The following is a 15,258-nucleotide window of genomic DNA, read 5'->3' as shown; positions in this document are numbered from 1 at the left end:
ATGTCTGAAGCCTATCCAATTATCGAACATAAATATGATGTGGTTGTCGTCGGTGCCGGTGGTGCCGGACTGCGTGCCACCATGGGCATGGCCCAGGCTGGCCTGAAAACCGCAGCGGTGACCAAAGTGTTCCCGACCCGCTCCCACACGGTAGCGGCGCAGGGCGGTATTTCCGCCTCTCTCGGCAACATGGGCGAGGATAACTGGCAGTGGCACATGTATGACACCGTCAAGGGTTCCGACTGGCTCGGTGACCAGGACGCGATTGAGTATATGTGCCGTGAGGCCCCGGCGGCGGTTCTGGAACTGGAACAGTTCGGCATGCCGTTCAGCCGGACGGAAGAAGGCAAGATCTACCAGCGCGCCTTCGGTGGTATGACCACCCAGTTTGGTGAAGGCCCTGCGGCCCAGCGGACCTGTGCTGCTGCTGACCGTACAGGTCATGCCATGCTGCACACCCTGTACAGCCAGTCCCTGAAATACGACACCGATTTCTATATCGAGTATTTCGCTCTCGACCTGATCATGGACAAGGACGGCGCCTGTAAGGGTGTTCTGTGTCTGTGTCTGGAAGATGGTACACTGCACCTGTTCCGCTCCCATATGGTTGTTCTGGCAACCGGTGGTTTCGGCCGGGCCTACTTCTCCTGTACATCCGCCCACACCTGTACCGGTGACGGCGGTGGCATGGTTCTGCGCGCAGGCCTGCCGCTTCAGGACATGGAATTCACCCAGTTCCACCCGACCGGTATCTACGGCGCAGGCTGTCTGATCACCGAAGGTGTGCGCGGTGAAGGCGGGTATCTGGTCAACGGCGAAGGCGAACGGTTCATGGAACGGTATGCCCCAAGCGCCAAGGACCTTGCCAGCCGTGACGTTGTCAGCCGGTCCATGACCATGGAAATCCGCGAAGGCCGCGGCGTTGGCGCCCGTAAGGACCACATCTATCTGCATCTGGATCACCTTGATCCGGCCATGATCGAGGAACGCCTGCCGGGTATTTCTGAAAGCGCCCGCATCTTTGCCGGTGTTGACGTGAACAAGGAGCCGATCCCGGTTATCCCGACCGTTCACTACAACATGGGCGGTATTCCGACCAACTATCACGGTGAAGTTGTTGACCTGAAAAACGGCAACCCGGATGCGGTTGTACCGGGCCTGATGGCTGTTGGTGAAGCGGCATGTGTGTCTGTTCACGGGGCGAACCGTCTGGGGTCAAACTCCCTGATCGACCTTGTTGTGTTTGGCCGTGCTGCGGCACTTCGTGCCAAGGACGTGATCAAGCCGGGTACGGCTCATGCACCGCTGGCTGACGATGCCTGTGATGCGGCCCTGTCCCGTCTCGACAAGTTCCGCAATGCCAATGGCGGTCAGTCAACGGCTCAGATCCGCGATGACATGCAGCGCGTGATGCAGGACGACTGTGCGGTCTTCCGGACAGGCGAATCCCTGCAGGCCGGTGTGAAGAAGATTGGCGAAGTTGAAAAACAGATGGCCGATATCAAGACCACCGACCGGTCCCTCATCTGGAACTCCGATCTGGTTGAAACGCTGGAACTGGACAACCTGATCCGTCAGGCTGTTGTGTCCATGACCGCTGCTGAAAACCGGAAAGAAAGCCGCGGCGCCCATGCCCGCGAAGACTATCCGGAGCGGGATGACGAAAACTGGATGAAGCACACCCTCACCTATCACAGCGATGAGGAAGGTGTCCGTCTCGACTATCGCCCGGTTCACGATTACACGCTGACCGACGAGATCGAGTATATCAAGCCCAAAGCCCGCGTTTACTAAGAGTTAGGGAAGCATATTATGGTTGAACTGGCATTACCTAAAAATTCAAAAGTAGGCACCGGGAAGGCTCATCCGAAACCGGAAGGCGCCCAGAAAGTGAAGACCTTCAACGTCTATCGCTGGTCCCCGGATGATACGGAAAATCCCCGCATCGACACCTATTATGTCGATCTGGACACCTGCGGCCCGATGATTCTGGACGGTCTGATCAAGATCAAGAACGAGATCGATCCGACATTGACATTCCGGCGCTCCTGCCGTGAAGGTATTTGTGGCTCCTGTGCCATGAATATCAACGGCACGAACACACTGGCCTGCACCAAGGGCATGGACGAGGTGGACGGGGATATCAATATCTATCCGCTGCCGCACCAGCCGGTGGTGAAGGATCTGGTTCCGGACCTGACCAACTTCTACGCGCAGTATGCGTCCATCAAGCCGTGGATGCAGACCCAGACCCCTCCGCCACCGGATCGGGAACGGCTGCAGTCCAAGGAAGATCGTGAAAAGCTGGACGGCCTGTACGAGTGTATTCTCTGTGCCTGCTGTTCCACATCCTGCCCGAGCTACTGGTGGAACTCTGACCGGTTCCTGGGCCCGGCCATCCTGCTGCAGGCGTATCGCTGGATCGCTGACAGCCGGGATGAGTTCACAGGTGAGCGTCTCGACAATCTGGAAGATCCGTTCCGGCTCTACCGTTGTCACACCATCATGAACTGTGCAAACACCTGTCCGAAGGGTCTGAACCCGGCGAAGGCCATTGCAGAGATCAAGAAACTGATGGTGGAACGTCGCGGTTAATCCGGCGACCTGACACGACATCAGCGTGCCCCGATGGGGTGCGGCGTTATCAGAAAGGCGGAAGGACCGAAGGGTCTTTCCGCCTTTTCCTGTTTTCAGGCGCGCCCCGTGCCCTATCTATTATAGCTTGAGGAGATTTTGGGGCGGCGGTGAAGGCCGCTGCCGGCGGAAATCCGTCCCGAGGGGGAGGCCATGCTGGATTATGCGTTCCGAAAGCTGATTGATGGCATGTCCGTGCCGGGCCTGTTTCTGATCCTGTTGCCGTTGACCCTGATCTATTGGCTGTTGACCCGGCGGCGGGGTTTGTTCCTTACCAATATCCTGCTGTTGATCTTCCTCAGCATTCCCCTGACCGGGAAAATCATCCTGAAACCGCTGGAGGTTGGCACCCTGTATCAAGATCTGGATGCGGCGTCGCTGACGGGGCGGGTGGATGTGGTCGCGGTGATTTCATCGGGGGTTCATATCGACCGTTATCTTCGCGAAGGGGTGCCCACACCCACCACCTTCTCGCAAGTTCGGCGGGCAGTGAAACTGTCGGACAGGCTGGGGGTGCCGCTGATCATTTCGGGGGGCTCCATTCGGAATGGCGGCCTTCGCGAGAGTGACTACCTGACCGGCTTGGCGGCGGGGCGTCCGAACGTTTACGCCACCGACGGGGCGGCGGGCACCATTGGCCATGTGCAGGATATTGCCCGCCTTTGCAAGGAGAAGGACTTCCGTCATCCGCTGGTCTTTGTGGCCGGTCACCATGCCCTTCGTACCCGCCTTGCCCTGCAAAGTTATGGGGTCCGGGATCCGCTTCTGGTATCGACGTTTCGGGATTCGGCGCTGCGCCTGAAGGATGTGGTCCCGAATTTCTCCGGGTACTTGTATTGGCGTCAGGCGATCAAGGAATATGCGGGTCTGGTCTATCATATCGCCGGGGGCCAGATCACCCTGTAGGGAAATGGCCCCGCCCAAAATCAGGATTTGGCCCTGTTCCTTTGATAAATTCCCTTTAGAAACGGATATCCTTTATTGTCAGGATGTTGAGTTATGTATATTCCCGCACCTTTTGCGGCCCTGCCGGGGCCTTTGCTGCGGGCGATCTTGCCCGAGGCCAGTTTCGCCCTGCTGATCACCAGTGATGACGCAGGCTTGCCCGTTGCCACCCATCTGCCGGTTGCCTATGACGCTGATGGTGGCGGCGAAGGCGGCCTGATCCGGGGCCATGTGGCAAAATCCAACCCTCACGGTGCCCTGTTGGACGGTCGCCCGGCCCTGATTGTATTTTCCGGCCCGCACGGATATGTGTCCCCGACCGATTATGCCACGGGCAATCAGGTGCCCACATGGCACTATCTGGCGGTTCATGCCTACGGCCCTGCGGGGACGGTTGAGGATGCGGACAGGGTGCGGGACATGCTGTCCCGCCTGACTGCGGATAACGAGCAGGAGCGCACCGACCCCTGGTCCCCGGAGCAGATGGAGGCGGGGCGAATCGAGGCCATGATGAAGGGGATTGTGGCCTTCGAGATGCGGGTTGAGCGTCTGGAAGGGCAGGCAAAGCTGGGCCAGCATAAATCACTGGCGGACCGGCAGGCGCTGGCCAACGCCGCCCGGGGCGGCGAGCTGGAGGAATGGCAGGAAAGAGTCGCCAAAGAAGGCGGACTGATTTGGTAAGGCGTGCGCCTTAGCCGACCAGTCCTTTCAGATAGTCTTCCGAGCGCATTTCCATGAGGCGGGAGACGGTTCGGGCAAACTCGAAATGTCCATCCCCGGCTTCGTACAGGTTGGTGGCTTCCACATCGGCGGACAGAACCAGATTGGCGCCGTTCTCATAGAGAATATCCACCAGTGTCACAAACCGCTTGGCTTCGTTACGATTGTGGGGGCCCAGCTTGGGCACATTGTCCAGCAGCAGGGTATGGAAATTCTCTGTCAGGGTCAGGTAGTCCGATGCCCCAAGGGCCACCGCACAGAGTTCCTTGAACTGGAAACGGGCAACCCCCCGCGCCGTGGTATGGGCGGTCAGCTTCCGGCCCTGGGTTTCCAGAACCCGGCTTTCCACGTCGGAGCCTTCGGTCAGCAGGGCGAAGGTGCGATCCATCTCGCGGTCAGCTTCCGGCCCCAGCGGACAGAAATAGACCGGGCTTTTGGACAGCCGGTCAAGCCGGTAATCCACGCCGCCCGACAGATGCAAAATATCCAGTTCTTCCTTGATCAGGGCGATGAAGGGCAGGAACAACTCGCGGTTCAGGCCGTTCTTGTACAAATCATCCGGCACCCGGTTGGACGTGGCAATCACCACCACCCCGTGGGAGAACAGCAATTCGAACAGCCGGCCCAGCAACATGGCATCGGCCACATCGGTAACCTGAAACTCATCAAAACAGAGCAGCCACGCCGCGTCCGCAATCTGTTTCGCCAGCGGAACGATCGGGTCGTCCCCCTTGCGCTGCGGGTCCTGCCGCCAGCCATGGATAAAGGCATGAACCTCCAGCATGAAGGCATGGAAATGGACGCGCCGTTTTTGTGTCACCGGGGCGGTGTCGAAGAACAGGTCCATCAGCATGGATTTACCCCGTCCCACATCGCCGTACATGTAAATGCCTTGCGGTGGTTCCACACGGGGTTTGCGGGCGCCCAGACGGAAAATGTCCGTCCAGTGTGCACTGGTTTGCGGATTATAATGCAGCAGACGGTTATGCAGGGTCTGCAGTTTTTCAACGGCAAGTTCCTGAAGGGGGTCGTGCTGGATTTTTCCTGCCTGGCGCAGTTCGCGGTAGGCGTCGAGGGGCCCTGAAGAAGTCATGCAAGCCTTAAAGCAATCTTGGGCTGTTCTGTAAAGGTCTTTGTTGTCCGGCCCTAAAACAGGCCGCCCTTGACCAGTCGGTCACGGAGGTCCGGTCGGTCAACAGCGGGCAGGGCGGCCGTGTTGGCGTCTGCGATGACTTCGCTACTGGCAACCGTTTCTTCCCGGTCACGGCGGGGCTGATAGAAGGCGACTTCCCGTTCCAGTCGCTGCCATCGGTGTTCATTGGGAACAAAGGCCACGCTTTCGGTGCTGACGATCCGCCCGGTCAGGGCGCTCAGAACCTTGTCACTGTTGGCGCGGGCGCGGGGATTGATGGCGGGCAGGTCCGTCTTGTTCATGGGCAGGTCGGCCAGTTGGACTTCCTGTCCGGCCGGGGTATCCAGCAGGCTGACAAGCCCCTTGAAGTCGCTTTGGGTGGCGACCGAATCTTTTGGCTCGCAAATGGCGCGGTCCTGCCGGAACACGCCTTCAAGGATGCGGCAATCCTGTCCGGTGGTGGCATCCATGGCCAGTTCCCCAAGGCCCTTGCCGGTCAGCAGCGCCGAGCCGATGGACCCGGCGGTCAGGATTTCCCCAAGCGTCAGCCCGGCCACAACCACCCCGGAGCAGCCGGACAGAAGCACGGTCAGGGCGAGCGGGGCGACAAGGTTTTTCAGAACGGGACGCATCACGGGAATCATGGGGCCAATCATTTTCCATCTGTTCAGATTCCGGCGACTGTATCAGGATAATCTTACCAACAACTTACCCAAAGCAGCCAATTTTACCCAAATTTCTATTCTTGATGGTTTTTGCCCACTGCCGATCCGATATTTCCGCTTTTTTTGTGCGCCAGCCTAAAAAAATAGTGGAATTGTCGGTTGCCTGTCTTGCTCTTGGAAGGGAAACGGGGTAGTACCCGTTCGAGTAATATCAACAGAGGACGATCTGTTGTTGCAGAGAGCCCTCTCAATAAATCCGGAGAATAGAATGGCTCGCAAAAAAATAGCGCTGATTGGCGGCGGAAATATCGGCGGAACACTTGCTCACCTTGCTGGACTCAAGGAGTTGGGCGATGTTGTCCTTTTTGATATCGTCGATGGTTTGCCGCAGGGTAAGGCACTTGATATTGCATCTTCCTCTCCAGTTGACCGGTTCAACGCGTCTTACGTCGGTGCAAACGACTACAGCGCAATCGAGGGTGCGGATGTATGTATCGTGACTGCGGGTATCGCCCGTAAGCCCGGCATGAGCCGTGACGACCTTCTCGGAACCAACATCAAGGTCATGCAGTCTGTTGGTGAAGGTATCAAGAAATACGCGCCGAACGCGTTTGTTATCTGTATTACAAATCCGCTGGACGCCATGGTTTGGGTCCTGCGTGAGAAATGTGGCCTGCCGCACAACAAGGTTGTCGGCATGGCAGGTGTTCTGGACAGTGCACGGTTCCGTCACTTCCTGGCTGAAGAGTTCGATGTATCCGTTGAAGACGTGACAGCTTTCGTTCTTGGTGGCCACGGCGACACCATGGTTCCCCTGACCCGTTATTCAACCGTTGCCGGTATCCCGGTGCCGGATCTGATCGAAATGGGCTGGACCACACAAGAGAAAATCGACGCCATCGTCGATCGTACCCGGAATGGCGGCGCCGAGGTTGTCGCTCTTCTGAAAACCGGTTCTGCGTTCTATGCACCGGCTTCCAGTGCCATCACCATGGCGGAAGCCTACCTCAAGGACAAGAAGCGTGTCTTGCCATGCGCGGCCTATGTTGATGGTCAGTATGGTCTTGACGGCATGTATGTTGGTGTTCCCACCGTTATCGGTGAGGGCGGCATCGAGCGTGTTGTTGAAATTAACCTCAACGAAGACGAGAAGAAGATGTTTGAGCATTCAGTCGATGCGGTAAAGGGATTGGTGGAAGCCTGTAAGGGCATCGATCCGAGCCTCGGCTGATAAGAGAAACAGGGGCGCAACTAAACGGTTGTGCCCCTTTTTTTGAGTGATATAGTCGACTTTTCATCATATATCCGACCAGCCTCCTCTGTATGCGCGTTGGAAGCTGATCCAAACAGGCGAATAGCGGAAGAATATGAATATCCATGAATATCAGGCCAAAGGCCTACTAGGTAAATACGGTGTGACCGTGCCGAAGGGCGGGGTTGCCTATACTGCTGAAGAAGCAAAAACAGTCGCACAGGAACTCGGCGGTCCTGTCTGGGTTGTCAAAGCCCAGATCCATGCGGGTGGTCGCGGTTTGGGCGGCGGTGTGAAAGTTGTAAAATCCATTGAGGAAGTGGTTGAAACCGCCAAGTCAATGATCGGGATGCAGCTGGTAACACATCAGACCGGACCGGAAGGCAAAGAGGTCAAGCGGGTCTATGTCGAGGAAGGGTGCGACATCGCACGCGAACTCTATCTGGGCGCCATCATCGACCGCGCCAAGGACTGCGTGACATTCATGGCTTCCACCGAAGGCGGGATGGAAATCGAGGAAGTCGCTGAAAAGACTCCTGAAAAAATCCACATGGTCAGCATCGACCCGGCAACCGGCATCCAGGCATTCCATGCCCGCAAGATCGCCTTTGCCCTCGGTCTGGAAGGCAAGCAGGTCAGCGCTGCGGTGAAATTCATCATGGCCCTGTACAAGTCCATCATCGACACCGATGCCAGCCTTGTTGAAATCAACCCGCTGGTCGTGACCGGTTCCGGTGACGTGATTGCGCTGGATGCGAAGATGAACTTCGACGACAACGCGCTGTACCGTCAGAAGGATATCGCCGAACTGCGCGACCCGGACGAGGAAGACCCGGCCGAACTGGAAGCTGCCCAGTATGACCTGAACTACATCAAGCTGGATGGTAACATTGGCTGCATGGTGAACGGTGCCGGTCTTGCCATGGCAACCATGGACATCATCAAGCTGAACGGCGGCGAGCCGGCCAACTTCCTCGATGTTGGTGGCGGGGCGACCAAGGAAAAGGTAACCGAAGCATTCAAGATCATCCTGAAGGATGAGAATGTTGAAGGCATTCTGGTTAACATTTTCGGCGGCATCATGCGGTGTGACGTGATCGCGGAAGGCGTTGTCGCCGCTGCGAAGGAAGTCGCCCTCAGTGTTCCGCTGGTGGTTCGTCTTGAAGGGACCAACGTGGACCTTGGCAAGAAAATCCTGGCTGAATCCGGTCTGCCGATCCTGTCTGCAGATGATCTCGGAGATGCCGCAGCCAAAATCGTAAAAGCAGTTAAGGAGGCGTCATAATGGCCGTTCTCGTCAATAAAGACACCAAGGTCATTTGTCAGGGTTTCACAGGCTCTCAAGGGACCTTCCACTCCGAGCAGGCGATTGCATACGGCACCAAGATGGTTGGTGGTGTGACACCGGGCAAGGGCGGGGAAACCCATCTGGACCTGCCGATCTTCAACACCGTTGAAGAAGCCAAGCACGTCACCGAAGCCAACGCCAGCGTGATCTATGTTCCGCCGCCGTTCGCTGCGGACGCCATTCTGGAAGCCGTTGATGCCGGTATCGAACTGGTTGTCTGTATCACCGAAGGTATCCCGGTTCTCGACATGGTTCGCGTCAAGCGCGCCCTGAAGAACAGCGGCACCCGTCTGATCGGTCCGAACTGCCCGGGCGTCATCACACCGGACGAATGCAAGATCGGCATCATGCCGGGCCACATTCACCGTCGTGGTAACGTGGGTATCGTTTCCCGCTCCGGGACACTGACCTACGAAGCTGTTGCCCAGACAACTGCGGCTGGCCTTGGTCAGTCCACCTGTATCGGTATCGGTGGTGACCCGGTAAACGGCACCAACTTCATCGACTGTCTGGAAATGTTCCTGCAGGACGACGAAACCGAATCCATCATCATGATCGGTGAAATCGGTGGTTCCGCCGAAGAGGAAGCTGCAGACTTCCTGAAGCAGTCCAAGATCAAGAAACCTGTTGTCGGGTTCATCGCCGGTGTTACCGCACCTCCTGGCCGTCGCATGGGCCACGCGGGTGCAATCATCTCCGGTGGTAAAGGTGGCGCCGACGACAAAATGGAAGCCATGCGCAGCGCAGGTGTTACGGTCTCTGACAGCCCGTCAGCACTTGGTTCAACTTTGGTAAGAGTTTTGAAAGGGTAATGTTGTAAGAGACCCTTTACAGCGAAACTCGATTTTTTAGGGGGCGGGTATTGTACCCGCCCAATTGACCGGAAATGTCTCAAACATTGGATAATTCTTCCTTCCTCACCGGCTCTAACGCTGGATTCATTGAGGAGCTCTATGCTCGCTATCTAAACGATCCTTCCTCCGTGGATAGCAGCTGGCAGCAGTATTTTCAGACCCTCGGCGATGATGCCGAGACCATCGTTGCCCAGAATCAGGGCGCTCCCTGGACCCCGGTAAACGGCATTCAGCCGGAAGACGAGTACGGGATTCTGGGGGATGCCGCCTATCGTGCCATCGAGGTTGCGGAAACCAAGGGCCTGCCGCTGCAGGATGTCCGGGCCGCCGCCGTCGACACGATCAGGGCGCTCATGCTGATCCGGTCTTACCGGGTCCGGGGCCATCTGAAGGCGCATCTTGACCCGCTGGGACTGGAAATTCCAAAAGAGCATCCGGAACTTGATCCGGCCTCCTATGGCTTTGCCCCGGAAGACTGGGATCGGGAAATCTTTATCGATAACGTCCTTGGCCTTGAAACCGCGACGATCCGGGAAATCCTGGACATCGTCAAGCGGACCTATTGCGGCTCCATCGGTGTGGAATTCATGCACATCCAGGAACCCGACCAGAAGGCCTGGATTCAGGAACGCATTGAAGGCCGTCACAAGGAAGTGACCTTCACGCCGGAAGGCAAGATTGCGATCCTGCGCAAACTGATCGAAACCGAAGGCTTCGAACAGTTCCTCAACGTAAAATACACCGGCACAAAGCGCTTCGGCCTTGATGGCGGTGAAGCCATGGTTCCGGCCATGGAAGGCATTATCAAGCGCGGCGGACAGCTGGGCGTGAAGGAAATCGTTCTGGGCATGCCGCACCGTGGCCGCCTGAACGTTCTGACCAACGTCATGGCAAAACCGTTCCGGGCTGTTTTCTCTGAATTCCAGGGCAATCCGGCGAACCCGGAGGATGTTGAAGGCTCCGGTGACGTGAAATATCACCTCGGTACCTCATCCGACCGCGAATTCGACGGTAACAACGTCCACCTGTCCCTGACAGCCAACCCGTCCCATCTGGAAGCCGTGAACCCGGTTGTTCTGGGTAAGGCCCGTGCCAAGCAGGCCCAGATCGGCAGTGATGTGGGCGGTCAGGTCATGCCACTTCTGTTGCACGGTGACGCGGCCTTTGCCGGTCAGGGGATCGTGGCAGAATGTTTCGGTCTGTCCGAATTGAAAGGGTACCGGACTTCCGGCACCATCCATTTCGTGGTCAACAACCAGATCGGCTTTACGACCAGCCCGAAATATTCCCGGTCCAGCCCCTATCCGTCCGATGTGGGCAAGATGGTTCAGGCTCCGATCTTCCATGTGAACGGGGATGACCCGGAAGCGGTTTGCCATGTGGCAAAGATCGCAACCGAGTTCCGCCAGCAGTTCCAGATCGATGTGGTCATCGACATGTTCTGTTATCGCCGCCACGGCCATAACGAAGGGGACGAGCCGGCCTTCACACAGCCGCTGATGTACCGCACCATTGCGCAGCATCCGACCACCATGCAGATCTATGCCAAGAAGCTGATCGCCGAAGGCGTGGCCACCGAGCAGCAGATCGAGGGTTGGGTCAAGGAATTCCGCGACTATCTGGAAAAGCAGTTCGAGACAGCCAACAGCTTCAAGCCGAACAAGGCCGACTGGTTCGAAGGTCGCTGGCAGGGCTTCGAGCGGGCCGATCAGGGTGCCCGCCGCGGCGCGACTGCCGTCCCGATCGACGAACTGAAAGCCATTGGTGAAAAACTGACCAATGTGCCGGAAGGGCATAATGTTCACCGGACCCTGCAACGGGTTCTGAAGAACAAGAAGAAAATGTTCGATACCGGGGAAAACATCGACTGGGCCACTGCCGAGGCTCTGGCGTTTGGCTCCCTGCTGAAGGAAGAATACCCGGTTCGCCTGTCCGGTCAGGACTGTGGTCGTGGTACCTTCTCCCAGCGTCACTCCGTGATTGTGGATCAGGTTACCGAAGAACGGTATATCCCGCTCAACAACCTTGGTGAACAGCAGGCCCAGTACGAAGTGATCGACAGTCTGCTGTCAGAAGCGGCGGTTCTGGGTTACGAGTATGGTTACAGTCTGGCCGAACCGAAGGCGCTTGTCCTTTGGGAAGCCCAGTTCGGTGACTTCGCCAACGGTGCACAGGTCATCATCGACCAGTTCATTTCCAGTGGTGAAGCGAAATGGCTCCGCATGAGCGGTCTGGTCATGTTGCTGCCGCACGGTTATGAAGGGCAGGGACCGGAGCACTCCTCCGCCCGTCTGGAACGGTATCTGCAGATGTCTGCCGAAGACAACTGGCAGGTCGTCAACTGCACCACACCGGCCAACTACTTCCACGTTCTGCGTCGCCAGATTCACCGGAAGTTCCGTAAGCCGCTGGTGGTCATGACCCCGAAATCCCTGCTGCGTCACAAGATGGCTGTGTCCACTCTTGAGGAAATGGGTCCGGGTTCCTCCTTCCACCGTGTCCTGTATGACAACGACAAGGTGTGCGAGGACAAGGATGTCCGCCGGGTCGTTATCTGCTCTGGTAAGGTGTACTACGACCTGCGCCAGCGCCGCGACGAACTGGGCCTGACCGATACTTTCTTCCTGCGTCTGGAACAGCTTTATCCGTTCCCGGATGAAGCCCTGTCCGATGAACTGAAACGGTTCACCCACGTGGAAGAGGTTGTCTGGTGTCAGGAAGAGCCAAAGAACATGGGTGCCTGGACATTCGTTGAGCCCCATCTTGAAGAAGTCTTTGCGGCCATCGGGATGAAGAATGTCACCCGTGCCCGCTATGCCGGTCGGGCCGCTGCTGCGGCCACGGCAACGGGTCTTCTCAAGAAACACAATCAGCAACAGAGTGCACTTGTAGATGATGCCCTTGGCATCAAAGCCGAGTAGGAAAGAAGCAACATGACGGTCGAAATTCGCGTCCCCGTACTTGGGGAATCCGTAACGGAAGCTACTGTAGGTCAATGGTTCAAGCAGGTTGGCGACGCTGTTGCCAAGGATGAACCCATTCTTGAACTGGAAACCGACAAGGTCACCCTTGAGGTGAACGCCACCGAGGCGGGCCGACTGGAAGAAATCATCGCCGCAGAAGGCGAGGATGTCGAGGTTGGCGCGCTGCTGGGTCAGATTGCTGCCGGTGCTGCTGGTGCAACTTCCGCCCCGGCTCCGAAAGCGGCTGAAGCTCCGGCACCGGCGGCTGCACCTGCTGCTGCAGCCCCGGCGCCTGCCGCTCCTGCTGCGGCTCCGGCCCCGGCAGTTGCTGCCTCTACCGGTCCGGCGGAAGTTCTGCCGGCTGCACAGAAGCTGATTGATGAAAACAACCTTGACGTTGCCAGGATTCGCGGCACCGGCAAGGATGGTCGCATTACCAAGGGGGACGTTCTGGAAGCCCTTGAAAATGGCGGTGCATCTCCGGCGGCTCCGGCCCCGGTTGCAGCGGCGCCTGCTGCTGCGGCTGCTCCGACAGCACCGGCCGGTCCCCGGTCCGAGGCTGTCCGCGAAGAACGTGTCAAGATGACCCGCCTTCGCAAGAGCATTGCTGCCCGTCTGAAAGATGCCCAGAACACAGCGGCCATGCTGACCACCTATAACGAGGTGGACCTGACCAACCTGATGGCCCTGCGGGCGGAATACAAGGACCTGTTCCAGAAGAAACATGGCGTCAAGCTGGGCTTCATGTCCTTCTTCACAAAGGCCTGTATCGCTGCGCTTCAGGAACTGCCTGCGGTCAACGCCGAAATTGAAGGCGATTACATCGTCTACAAGAACTACTACCACATGGGTGTTGCCGTCGGGACACCGAACGGTCTGGTGGTTCCGGTTCTGCGCGATGCCGATCAGATGAGCTTTGCCGAAGTTGAAAAAGGCATTGCCGATCTTGGCCGCAAGGCCCGTGATGGCAAGCTGAGCATGGCTGATATGCAAGGCGGAACCTTTACCATCTCCAACGGTGGGGTTTATGGTTCGCTCATGTCATCGCCGATTCTCAACGCGCCGCAGTCTGGTGTTCTTGGCATGCACAAGATCCAGGAACGGCCGATGGTTGTCGATGGCGAGATCAAGATCCGCCCCATGATGTATCTGGCACTGTCCTATGACCACCGGATCATCGATGGCAAGGAAGCGGTTACCTTCCTCGTTCGGGTGAAAGACGCCCTTGAGGATCCGCAGCGCCTGCTGCTTGATCTCTAGACGTTAATTAGACACTCCCTGGAGGGGGGATAAATGAGCGAAGATATTTTTGATCTGATCGTCGTTGGTGGTGGTCCGGGCGGTTACACAGCCGCCATCCGGGCCTCACAGCTTGGTATGAAGACAGCCTGCGTTGAAAAGCGCGGTACCCTTGGCGGTACCTGCCTGAACGTTGGGTGTATTCCGTCAAAGGCGTTGCTGCGGTCTTCCGAACTGTTCGAGGAAGCCCAGCACGATTTTGAAAATCGCGGCATCAAGGTCGGTTCTGTTGAACTGGACCTGAAAACCATGCTGAACCAGAAGGACACCACGGTTGAAGGCCTGACGCAGGGGATCGAGTTCCTGTTCAAGAAGAACAAGGTCACCTACATCAAGGGTGCCGGCACCCTGCAGGGCGGCGGCCGTGTTGAAATCAGCGGCGATGAAGACAAGGTCATCAAGGGCAAGAACATCCTGATTGCCACCGGTTCTGAAGTGACACCGCTTCCCAACGTGGAAATCGATGAAAAACAGATCGTTTCTTCCACAGGCGCACTGGAACTGCCCAAGGTGCCGAAGAAACTGGTTGTCATCGGTGCCGGTGTGATCGGTCTTGAGCTTGGAACTGTCTGGCGCCGTCTGGGTGCCGAGGTAACTGTGGTCGAATTCCTTGATCGCATCCTGCCCGGCACAGACAACGAGGTTGCCAAGACCACCCAGCGTATCCTCAAGAAACAGGGGATCGAGTTCAAGCTGGGCAAGAAGGTCACCGGCGCCAAGAAGAGCAAGTCTTCCGTGACCCTGACCATGGAACCGTCCAAGGGCGGTGACGAGGAAACCCTGACCGCCGATGTGGTTCTGGTTGCCATTGGCCGCCGTCCCTACACCAAGGGTCTGGGGCTTGAGGATCTGGGCGTGGAAACCGACAAGGCAGGCCGCATCATCGTGGACAAGACCTTCAAATCCAGCGTCGATGGCGTGTATGCCATTGGCGATGTGATCGAAGGTCCCATGCTGGCGCACAAGGCAGAGGACGAAGGTGTTGTCTGTGTTGAAATGCTGGCCGGTCAGAAACCGCACATCAACTACGATACCATTCCGGGTGTGATCTACACCTGGCCGGAAGTGGCCACGGTTGGCAAGTCCGAAGAGGACCTGAAAGCTGCCGGGATCGAGTATAACGTGGGCAAGGTGCCGTTCATGGCCAACAGCCGGGCCCGGGCCAATGGCTTTACCGAAGGGTTTGCAAAAATCCTGGCGGACAAGAAAACCGACAAGGTTCTTGGTGTTCATATCGTCGGACCGGATGCCGGAACGGTTATCCATGAATGCGTTCTGGCCATGGAATTTGGTGCCTCCGCCGAGGATATCGCGCGCACCTGCCATGCTCACCCGACCCTGAACGAAGCGGTCAAGGAAGCAGCGCTTGCCGTTGCCGGACGTACATTGAACAGTTGACCTGATTCGGAATTATCAGGAAGATGACGGGGCCGGTCCAGTGGATCG

At 57.4% G+C, this 15,258-nt stretch carries 12 protein-coding genes; 10 read left to right on the top strand and 2 right to left on the bottom strand.

Going from position 1 to position 15,258, the window contains the following annotated elements; genetic code table 11:
• The 4 genes from sdhA to FQB27_RS15700 all read left to right on the top strand — a co-directional run bounded on the left by sdhA (position 1) and on the right by FQB27_RS15700 (position 4,260).
• Positions 1–1,794: a succinate dehydrogenase flavoprotein subunit gene (sdhA, locus tag FQB27_RS15715; protein WP_169562021.1), complete on the top strand. Its 1,794-nt coding sequence runs from the start codon at positions 1–3 to the stop codon at positions 1,792–1,794.
• 18 nt (positions 1,795–1,812) lie between these two features.
• Complete coding sequence (locus FQB27_RS15710) at positions 1,813–2,595, top strand: succinate dehydrogenase iron-sulfur subunit (protein WP_169562020.1); 783 nt, start codon at positions 1,813–1,815, stop codon at positions 2,593–2,595.
• A gap of 192 nt (positions 2,596–2,787) precedes the next feature.
• Positions 2,788–3,540, top strand: coding sequence for a YdcF family protein (locus tag FQB27_RS15705; RefSeq protein WP_169562019.1), 753 nt, complete (start codon positions 2,788–2,790; stop codon positions 3,538–3,540).
• Between the two features lie 93 nt (positions 3,541–3,633).
• Complete coding sequence (locus FQB27_RS15700) at positions 3,634–4,260, top strand: FMN-binding negative transcriptional regulator (protein WP_169562018.1); 627 nt, start codon at positions 3,634–3,636, stop codon at positions 4,258–4,260.
• 10 nt (positions 4,261–4,270) lie between these two features.
• On the opposite strand, the gene zapE is transcribed toward FQB27_RS15700, so the two are convergent.
• Positions 4,271–5,392, bottom strand: a complete 1,122-nt coding sequence (gene zapE, locus FQB27_RS15695; protein ID WP_169562017.1) for a cell division protein ZapE — start codon at positions 5,390–5,392, stop codon at positions 4,271–4,273.
• 53 nt (positions 5,393–5,445) lie between these two features.
• The gene (locus FQB27_RS15690; RefSeq protein ID WP_169562016.1) at positions 5,446–6,066 is read right to left on the bottom strand and encodes a hypothetical protein; all 621 of its coding nucleotides are present in this window, start codon (positions 6,064–6,066) and stop codon (positions 5,446–5,448) included.
• A 298-nt stretch (positions 6,067–6,364) separates the two neighbouring features.
• Between FQB27_RS15690 and mdh the strand changes: the two genes are divergently transcribed.
• From mdh to lpdA, 6 genes are all read left to right on the top strand, one after another.
• On the top strand, positions 6,365–7,327 hold the full coding sequence (gene mdh / locus FQB27_RS15685; protein ID WP_169562015.1) for a malate dehydrogenase: 963 nt from the start codon (positions 6,365–6,367) through the stop codon (positions 7,325–7,327).
• Between the two features lie 136 nt (positions 7,328–7,463).
• Positions 7,464–8,633: an ADP-forming succinate--CoA ligase subunit beta gene (sucC, locus tag FQB27_RS15680; RefSeq protein WP_169562014.1), complete on the top strand. Its 1,170-nt coding sequence runs from the start codon at positions 7,464–7,466 to the stop codon at positions 8,631–8,633.
• On the top strand, positions 8,633–9,508 hold the full coding sequence (gene sucD / locus FQB27_RS15675) for a succinate--CoA ligase subunit alpha (RefSeq protein ID WP_169562013.1): 876 nt from the start codon (positions 8,633–8,635) through the stop codon (positions 9,506–9,508). Before sucC ends, sucD begins: the two co-directional genes overlap by 1 nt.
• Before the next feature lie 74 nt (positions 9,509–9,582).
• Positions 9,583–12,471 carry a 2-oxoglutarate dehydrogenase E1 component gene (locus FQB27_RS15670; RefSeq protein WP_169562012.1) on the top strand — a complete coding sequence of 963 codons (2,889 nt, stop codon included), beginning with the start codon at positions 9,583–9,585 and terminating at the stop codon, positions 12,469–12,471.
• Positions 12,472–12,483: 12 nt separating this feature from the next.
• Entirely contained in the window at positions 12,484–13,773 is a 1,290-nt protein-coding gene (gene odhB, locus FQB27_RS15665) for a 2-oxoglutarate dehydrogenase complex dihydrolipoyllysine-residue succinyltransferase (protein WP_169562011.1), read from the top strand.
• A gap of 33 nt (positions 13,774–13,806) precedes the next feature.
• Complete coding sequence (lpdA, locus tag FQB27_RS15660; protein WP_169562010.1) at positions 13,807–15,210, top strand: dihydrolipoyl dehydrogenase; 1,404 nt, start codon at positions 13,807–13,809, stop codon at positions 15,208–15,210.
• The last annotated feature ends 48 nt before the right edge of the window (positions 15,211–15,258 follow it).

The organism is Sneathiella chinensis, assembly GCF_012720115.1.
Lineage (GTDB): Bacteria > Pseudomonadota > Alphaproteobacteria > Sneathiellales > Sneathiellaceae > Sneathiella > Sneathiella chinensis.
This window is presented reverse-complemented; position numbering and strand designations above follow the sequence as displayed.